Below are 7,741 nucleotides of genomic sequence, written 5' to 3'. Positions count from 1 at the left end.
TTGCCACATCGCTGGCAGCCGACAAATCCTTAACTGCGACCTCGTGCCATCACGGCACCACTGGCGTCAAGGTGTAATGGCCACCCGCTTACGAACTCACCACTGTCGTCGTCATATAAAAACTCTAAAGTCCCCGCGCCGCTATAGCCCACCGCGCTCGCCAGGCGAACAGCTGATTCACACAGGGCGTCGCGTGTCATCTGCGATAGAGCCGGGGACGGCGCTTCTTCAACAATTTTTTGTCGTCTTCTTTGAAGTGAGCATTCGCGGTCGTAGCAATGCACAACCCGTTTTCCATCGCCCAGGACCTGGACCTCGATATGTCGTGCCCTGGCGATGAAGCGTTCCAGATAGACGGCGTCGTCACCAAACGCCGCACGTGCCTCGCTCTGCGCAAGAGGCAACTGATGACGAAGTTCAGGTTCACTGTGCGCCACACGAATGCCACGGCCACCGCCTCCCGCTGACGCTTTGATCATCACGGGGTAACCAACCTCGGCTGCAACGTTGGCCGCCATTTCCACATCATCGACTGTGCCGGCGCTTCCGGGAACTGTGGGTACCCCGGCTCGCTGAGCCGTCTCACGTGCCACGGATTTGTTGCCCATGCACTCGATGGTTTCTGCGCTGGGTCCGACAAAAATGAGTCCGGCTTGAGTGACCTTGCGCGCAAACGCGGCATTTTCCGACAGGAAACCATAGCCGGGATGCACCATGGTGGCGCCTGTTGACTGTGCTGCCCGCAAAATGGCATCGGCATTCAAATAACTTTTGGCAGGATGCGCAGGGCCAATGTTGACCACCTGATCGGCCATCTGTGCTACCAGACTGGTGGTGTCGGCGTCACTCACCACCGCAACGGTCTGCAGTCCAAGTTCCTGTGCGGCTCGCGCAATGCGAACGGCAATTTCACCGCGATTGGATATCAGTACTTTGTGCGTCGTTGTCATCAAATGGACTTTGCTATGAGGTGTGGGGAGGCCCAATTTCGGTCAGTTATTCAATGATCATCAAGACTTGTCCGGCTTCAACCGGGTCTTCGTTGTCAATCGTGTAGCGCACCACCTTGCCGCTGACTTCAGCACGAACTTCGTTGAACATCTTCATCACCTCAACCAAGCCGATCACCTCATCGATTGCAACGCTGTCTCCGACCTGTTTGTAGTTAGGCGCATCCGGGGCGGGTCGCATATAGAACGTGCCGGGGAGAGGGGAAAAAATTTCAGCCATGCTGTGCGCTCCTAAGTTGTGCTGTGCAGTTCAAACAAATCAAATTGTGGTCCATAGGCCTTTGCGTGCCGGCTCATTCAGTGTGGCACGACTTCTGACAATGAAGCAATTTTTATGCCATTGCTGGTCAATGCCGTTTTTGTGGCCTTTATCAGGGCCAGCGCGCCTGGTGTGTCACTGTGAATGCAGATTGAATCAAAATCTATTGCGATGTCTTCGCCTTCAACCGTTCGAACTACCCCGTGGGTGCAGGCACGCAGCGCCCTGGCGGCGACGGTGGCCGGGTCAAGTTGTCCAACCTGACGCGTGAACACAATGGAGCCGGTTTTGTCGTAGTTACGGTCGCCATAAAACTCTCGCACAACCGGGTGTCCCATTTTTTTGGCCACTTGATAAGTGACCGAGGCTTCCATGCAGTACAGGTACAAGCTGGGTTCAATCTCTTGCAGGGCTTTGATCAGAGCAATTGAAAACTCTTCATCGATTGCTGCGCGCATGTAGAGTGCACCATGCAATTTGACATGCTGCAAGCGCAAGCCTTGCCAGTGCGCAAATTCGCGCAGAGCGCCCGTTTGGTAAACGATGTCGTTGAGCAGTTCGCTGCTGGATGCCTTTATATCGCGCCGACCAAATCCAACCAAATCACGGAAACCTGGATGTGCACCAATACCCACTCCATGTTGTTTGGCATAGGACACCATTCGCTGCATGATGTTCGGGTCGCCGGCGTGAAAGCCAGTCGCGATGTTGGCGGAACTGATCTGACTCATGATGGCCTCGTCTGCACCCTCTCCGATACTCCATGGGCCAAAGCCCTCCCCCATGTCCGAATTCAAATCCATCAGTCTTTTCATTGTTTTGCCCATCTTTGTTCGTGTACTTGGCTTGAATTTCCGTTTGTTCATGACAAGCCGCTGTTCAGGTACGCAAAGTTACGAGTTTGTGACAAAAAAAGATAATTTTATTTTTTAAGGTGCTAGTATTAATTTTTTATATGTCTTGGTTGTCCCACCCCTACAGCGTTACGGTTGATCTGAGATGCGTTTTTCATTGCGACAAATCAAATACTTTGCGGCGACGGCTGAGCTGGGACAAATCTCCCGTGCTGCCGTTGAGTTGTCGGTGTCGCAATCGGCGGTCACCATTTCAATACGCGACCTGGAGGAAGGCTTGGGGTACAAGCTTTTTGTTCGTCAATCTCACGGCATGGAGCTGACCGACAACGGCAGACATTTTTTGACCCGCGCCTACGCCATTTTGACGGCTGTGGACGATGCGCGAAACATGCCGCAGCAAATTGCGCCCGTCAGTGGGGAACTGACACTTGCCGCCACATACACCGTGATGGGTTACTTTTTGCCGGATCATTTGCAACGTTTGTCGCTGCTGTATCCAGCGCTGCGCATTCGCATGCTCGAGCTTGACCGAGAGACGATTGAATCTGGTTTGCTGGCGCAAAACTACGACATGGCGATGCTGCTGACGTCCAATGTCCGCAACCCAGCCATTCAGACCGAGACTTTGTTTAGCTCACAGCGGCGCTTGTGGGTTTCGCCGCAGCATCGTTTTGCTGCAAAACAACAGGTCAGCTTTGCCGACATTGCGCAAGAACCCTTCATCATGCTGACGGTGGATGAAGCGGCTGACTCGGCTCTTCGGTATTGGCACCTGCATGGCTGTGAGCCTAACGTCACCTTGAACACCAAATCGATAGAAGCAGTGCGTAGCTTGGTTGCCAACGATCTGGGTGTGGCAATTTTGTCTGACATGGTCTATCGCCCCTGGTCACTGGAAGGCAAGCGGATCGAGACGATCAAGCCGGTCGAGAGCATTCCCAGCATGAACGTGGGCTTGGCGTGGCGCGCCGACGCAAGCATGAGTCCTGCAATGAAGACAGTTCGCCAGTACTTTAAACAACGCTATCTGGATCCGCAAAATCCGCACAATTCTTCGCATCGTTGAACGAAGGTCGTGGTCATGCTTGTATCTGAACCGGTCCGGTATACCTCGTCGAATTTTGTTCGCTCCATGTCGATCGGACCCCAGACGGTGATATGCCCTACATGACCCGTCCCTCGTCACTGCAAAAGTAGTTTCAGGTTACTCGAATGTCAGAAGTTTTCTTGACTGCAATGCGGACTGGTGGGAAGTAAACGAACCCGCAATCCGACTGACTGTTTCGGTTTTCCAGACCGAGGCCGCGAACGACCGGCCCTCACTTTACTGAACGGCTCCTTGTGGCACCTTGCGGCCAATGTGAATGACTGCTGACAGGTCACCATAACTCGGAAATTGAACCGCCAGTGAGCTGCCAGTGGTGAGCGGCAGCAATGTGTCAAGAGTCAGTGGCATGAAGTTTAGGCAGAACTCTCATGTGCAACAGGTCCAGACTGCATAGAGTCATTCAGTCTTCGATGGCCACCCAAAGAATCCGACCCCGAAACGGACTTAACCAGTCGTCATGTCAGGGGCCAAAAGTACTCATAGATCCTTAGGCCTCAGGCGTGAAGCTGATTCAGTTGCCGGCCAATGATGTCATGATTGAGCCACAACACCGGACCAGCAGGTGCAGAAGACTCGCGGAAAATCAGCGGCCCGGTGGCTTCGATCACCAAGCTGCTCAGCAGATCGGTGATCAGGGCCTTGCTGTCCCTGTGCATCTTCAGAATCTCATCGGAGGTGCCGATGGTCAGGTCAGCCTGAGCCGGGCTATTGGGCATTGGCCAGGCCGCAAAGTCGCGGAAGCCCTGCATCACTTCACTGCCCTGAAAATCCGCAACCTTCTGCAAAACATCTTCCAGTGTGACCCCCTCAAGCAGGAATTCACGGCAGGCCTGCCACTGCGCTTCGGCCCAGGCACCGCCCCCTTCCTTCTTTAGCGCGTTGAGGAGCAAGATCAGTGGCAGCTCGACGCCCGCGAAGATATCGGACGAGTTGGTTCGGATTTCCGGGCAGTTGTAGACCGTTGCCTTGATGTTATTGCGCCACGCCGCCTGAGCAATGCGCTCAAGTCGCATCTTGGCCAGACCCTGCGTGTAGTTGGTGTAGGTTTGCCACTCGTAAGAATCGTCGATGAGGACTTCCGTCCCGTGGTAACCGTAGGCCGAGTAGCGAACTTGGCCGCCCGAAGCTTCTACACGCGCACGGATCGTCTGACTTCCGTCAATGAGGTGCTGGAAGGTGTTGGCCGACACTTCATCGAAGTTCTTCAAAATCAGCTTGCCCAGATCGCTCTCCAGCAGAACCTGGGATGACATGAAGCGGTCCCCGCGCCCTTTGTAGACGCGGTTGGCAATGGCCAGGAACACCTTGGCCTTGGGAATGCCACCCGCCATCGTGTGGGCAAAAAAGACATTACGACCATCAGGGACCATGCCAGCCAGAAGCGTCATCACTTCAGCCACCGAATCCTTGAAGCGCTTGACGCCGACTTCCCGGCATTTTTCGATATGCTCCCAGTCGAGATTGTCGTCCATCCAGGTCTTGAGCGTCATGCTGCCGAGCAAATCGGTCGGCGTAGGCTCGCCCGCCGGTGCATCCAGATCGAAACCTGCCATCAGAGGCACGTTGATGATCTTTCCACCCAGCCCAGCTTGCGCAACCGCCAGTTCCTCATCGTTCAGAGGGCGCAAGCTGTTGTTGGCGTCGCGCCGTCCCACCGTGATGCCGACGATCTGCATTCCCGCCTTGCGCGCTTCATTGACCAGGCCGTTAGCGTAACCACGTCCAAAAAGTTCGCCAAACAGCACGAACACATCACCCTTGCGAAAGATGTTTTGCTGAGGAAGTTGATGTAAAGAAGTACGGTTTTTCATGCGGCCATTATCTCTTCAGAGATTGACCGGCACTTCGACAGCGAATAGCCTCGCGATACGGGTCTGATCGGGGCGTGGCACCACGCCTTTTTCGGTGATCAGCGCCGTCACCAGATCAAAGGGCGTCACATCGAAGGCCGGGTTGCGCACCTGAACGCCTTTTGCGGCCCACTGGCAGTCCCGAAATCCGGTCACTTCATCGGCAGCGCGTTCTTCAATCGGAATGGCGGCGCCATCCGCAATGGTTAGATCGATGGTGGACAGCGGACACGCCACATAAAACGGGATGCCATGACGCTGCGCCAGCACCGCCACCATGTAGGTGCCGATCTTGTTGGCCACATCGCCATTGGCCGCCACCCGGTCGGTGCCGACCACGACCGCATCGATTTCACCCCGGCTCATCAAATGGCCGGCCATGTTGTCGGTAATCAGCGTCACGGGAATTTTTTCTTGCACCATCTCCCAGGCGGTCAGCCGTGCGCCCTGCAAAAAAGGCCGGGTTTCATCCGCGATCACTGAAATGCGCTTGCCGGCTTCGACTGCGGAGCGGATCACCCCCAGCGCGGTGCCGTGTCCGGCGGTTGCCAGGGCGCCCGCGTTGCAGTGCGTCAGCACCCGGGCGCCGTCGGCCAGCAGCGCGGCGCCGTGAGCCCCCATCGCGCGATTGATGCGAACATCTTCGGCAGCTATTTCCTGCGCTTCGGCAATCAAACAATTGATTATTTCAGCCACGCTGCGCTGTTGATGGGCCTGCCAGATGCGGCGCATGCGATTCAGTGCCCAGAATAAATTGACGGCCGTGGGCCGGCTCGCCGCCAACACCTCAAAGCCGCGCTCCAGGCCGGCTGCGAATGCAGTCGGAGCCAAGTGGCCCAAAGCGATGGCCTCCAAGGCGATGCCGTAGGCCGCCGCGCAACCGATGGCTGGCGCGCCACGAACCACCATGGCGCGAATGCCCTGCGCGACCTCCGCGGCGCTGGCATAGCGCACATACTCAAAGCGCGCTGGCAACACGCGCTGATCGATCATCTCCAGCTGACCCTCAACCCATCTCAAGGTCTGGATGGTCTGCGCCCCGTTCAACCCTTGCTGTGTCATGCCTTGGTTACTCCCTGATGGCTGGCCAACGCAGCCGGTTCGCTCTGCGGGTCTTGCGCCCGGCCATAGCCTTTGAACTTCTCCAGCACTGCCTGCATCTGACTGGCTGAGAGGATGTTCGGCTGCCCCAGTTGCAAGGCAGCCCAATACTGTTCACACAGCGACTCGACCTCCACCGCCACGGCCAGCGCATCAGCCAGATCGACGCCCAAAGCAATCATGCCGTGGTTGCCCAGCAAACAGGCCTTGCGGTTTTGAAGTGCCTGCAGCGCCAGGCTTGAGAGTTCCTGGCTGCCAAAAATCGCATAGGGCGTGCAGCGAATCGAGTCGCCGCCGGCCACGGCAATCATGTAGTGAAAGGCCGGAAGCTCGCGCTGCAGGCAGGCCAGTACGGTCGCAAAGCGTGAGTGCGTATGCACCACAGCGCCCATCTCGGGCCGCGCGGCGAGGATGTCACGGTGAAAACGCCACTCGCTCGATGGCTTGCCGGGGCCCAGGGTGGCACCCGAAAAATCCATCGCCACCATCGATTCGGGCGTCAGGTCCTCAGCCGGGACACCCGAGGGTGTGACCAAAAACGAGGCGCCACAGCGCACGCCAATATTGCCGGTCGCGCCTCGGTTGAGACCTTGTGCGCTCAGCGTCCGGGCCGCCGCCAGCATCGCCAGACGCAGTGCCGACGCCGCTTGGCTGGAATCTGCGTGAACAAGCGCCATCAGCGCCCCAGCACACGGCCGGCCACGGCATCGAGACGCTGCATCACGGCTTGATCGCGCGCAGCAGGCGCCGTGATCAGTGCATGCTCCAGCGCGCTGCGACAGCCGCAAGCTGCCGCAGTGAGGTCGGTCTGCAGGCGCGGCGCCACTGTTTTGACCAGGCCGCGTGCCTTGTCGGCATTGGCCAGCAGCACCTTGATGATCGCCTCCACGCTGACGGCATCATGATCTGAATGCCAGCAATCAAAATCTGTCACCATCGCCACGGCGGCGTAACACAGCTCGGCTTCGCGCGCCAACTTGGCCTCCGGCATGTTGGTCATGCCAATCACGTCGCAATTCCAGCTTCGGTAAAGGTTGGACTCGGCCAGACTGGAAAACTGCGGGCCTTCCATCACCAGGTAGGTGCCGCCCCGAACCACGTCGATGCCAGCGTTGCCAGCTGCAGCCTGAATGTGGTCCCCCAGTCGCCTGCAAACCGGGTGCGCCATCGAGACGTGTGCCACCAGCCCGGTGCCAAAGAAGCTCTTGTCGCGGGCGAAGGTGCGGTCAATGAACTGATCGACAATCACAAACATGCCGGGCGGCAAGTCTTCGCGCAGGGAGCCAACCGCACTGACCGAAATCAGGTCAGTCACACCAGCGCGTTTGAGCACATCAATGTTGGCGCGGTAGTTAATCTCAGAGGGAGGGATGCGGTGGCCGCGACCGTGGCGTGGCAAAAACGCCAAGGGCTGGCCATCGAGCTCACCCAACAGCAGCGCATCCGACGGCGCGCCAAACGGCGAGTCAACCGGCTGCCAGCGCTTGTTGACCAGCCCTTCAATGTCTTCCACACCACTGCCGCCGATGATGCCAAGAACTGGCTTTTGCATAGCT

The 7,741-nt window shown here is 57.3% G+C and carries 7 protein-coding genes and 1 pseudogene; 1 reads left to right on the top strand and 7 read right to left on the bottom strand.

The genetic code is table 11. From position 1 onward, the window contains the following. Positions 1 to 92: 92 nt before the first annotated feature. From GZ093_RS11545 to GZ093_RS11535, 3 genes and pseudogenes are all read right to left on the bottom strand, one after another. A pseudogene (locus GZ093_RS11545) lies at positions 93 to 950 on the bottom strand (biotin carboxylase N-terminal domain-containing protein); the annotation flags it as partial. A gap of 46 nt (positions 951 to 996) precedes the next feature. After that, positions 997 to 1,230: an acetyl-CoA carboxylase gene (locus tag GZ093_RS11540; protein ID WP_296486023.1), complete on the bottom strand. Its 234-nt coding sequence runs from the start codon at positions 1,228 to 1,230 to the stop codon at positions 997 to 999. Between the two features lie 77 nt (positions 1,231 to 1,307). Further along, positions 1,308 to 2,084, bottom strand: coding sequence for a 5-oxoprolinase subunit PxpA (locus GZ093_RS11535; protein WP_296486026.1), 777 nt, complete (start codon positions 2,082 to 2,084; stop codon positions 1,308 to 1,310). 184 nt (positions 2,085 to 2,268) lie between these two features. Between GZ093_RS11535 and GZ093_RS11530 the strand changes: the two genes are divergently transcribed. Next, the gene (locus GZ093_RS11530; RefSeq protein ID WP_296486022.1) at positions 2,269 to 3,192 is read left to right on the top strand and encodes a LysR family transcriptional regulator; all 924 of its coding nucleotides are present in this window, start codon (positions 2,269 to 2,271) and stop codon (positions 3,190 to 3,192) included. Between the two features lie 536 nt (positions 3,193 to 3,728). Here GZ093_RS11530 and GZ093_RS11525 read toward each other — a convergent pair. Genes GZ093_RS11525 through GZ093_RS11510 form a run of 4 tightly spaced genes read right to left on the bottom strand, consistent with a single transcriptional unit; the run spans position 3,729 to position 7,737 of the window. After that, positions 3,729 to 5,045: a hypothetical protein gene (locus tag GZ093_RS11525; RefSeq protein ID WP_296486020.1), complete on the bottom strand. Its 1,317-nt coding sequence runs from the start codon at positions 5,043 to 5,045 to the stop codon at positions 3,729 to 3,731. A 15-nt stretch (positions 5,046 to 5,060) separates the two neighbouring features. Further along, positions 5,061 to 6,146, bottom strand: coding sequence for an S-methyl-5-thioribose-1-phosphate isomerase (mtnA, locus tag GZ093_RS11520; RefSeq protein WP_296486019.1), 1,086 nt, complete (start codon positions 6,144 to 6,146; stop codon positions 5,061 to 5,063). Continuing rightward, on the bottom strand, positions 6,143 to 6,862 hold the full coding sequence (locus GZ093_RS11515) for a class II aldolase/adducin family protein (RefSeq protein ID WP_296486018.1): 720 nt from the start codon (positions 6,860 to 6,862) through the stop codon (positions 6,143 to 6,145). The genes mtnA and GZ093_RS11515 overlap by 4 nt, the downstream gene beginning before the upstream one ends. Further along, a complete protein-coding gene (locus GZ093_RS11510) occupies positions 6,862 to 7,737 on the bottom strand; it encodes an S-methyl-5'-thioadenosine phosphorylase (protein ID WP_296486017.1) in 876 nt (291 codons plus the stop codon). The genes GZ093_RS11515 and GZ093_RS11510 overlap by 1 nt, the downstream gene beginning before the upstream one ends. Positions 7,738 to 7,741 lie beyond the last annotated feature (4 nt).

The sequence above is a fragment of the Rhodoferax sp. genome (assembly GCF_010365055.1).
Lineage (GTDB): Bacteria > Pseudomonadota > Gammaproteobacteria > Burkholderiales > Burkholderiaceae_C > Rhodoferax.
This window is presented reverse-complemented; position numbering and strand designations above follow the sequence as displayed.